This is a genomic window from Staphylococcus sp. EG-SA-15, from assembly GCF_017151895.1.
In the GTDB taxonomy this organism is placed as follows: Bacteria; Bacillota; Bacilli; order Staphylococcales; family Staphylococcaceae; genus Staphylococcus; species Staphylococcus aureus.
The window spans coordinates 1-247 of sequence record NZ_JACVZN010000151.1 but is presented as its reverse complement, the minus strand read 5'-3'; the positions used below and the strand labels follow the sequence as shown (position 1 = coordinate 247).

Genomic DNA, 247 nt, shown 5'->3' with positions numbered 1-247 from the left:
TAATTCAAGACATATTTCATTATTAAAACAAGCAAGACAAACGATACAAGATGCGATTGATGCAGCAGAATCTGGTGTGCCTATGGATATGGTACAAATTGATTTAACTAGAACTTGGGAAATATTATCTAAATTTATTGTTAGCATTAATGTTTTAGCACCACGTCTTGCAGATGCTAAACCTGCTTCTACACCTGCATGTCCCGCACCTATAACGATTACATCATATTCTTGAACCACAATATAA

The 247-nt window shown here is 34.4% G+C and carries 2 pseudogenes; one reads left to right on the top strand and one right to left on the bottom strand.

From position 1 onward, the window contains the following. Positions 1-139: pseudogene (locus IDG64_RS14800) on the top strand (tRNA uridine-5-carboxymethylaminomethyl(34) synthesis GTPase MnmE); the annotation flags it as partial. On the opposite strand, the pseudogene IDG64_RS14795 reads toward IDG64_RS14800, so the two are convergent. Beyond that, positions 133-240, bottom strand: a pseudogene (locus IDG64_RS14795) (FAD-dependent oxidoreductase); the annotation flags it as partial. The pseudogenes IDG64_RS14800 and IDG64_RS14795 overlap by 7 nt on opposite strands. Positions 241-247 lie beyond the last annotated feature (7 nt).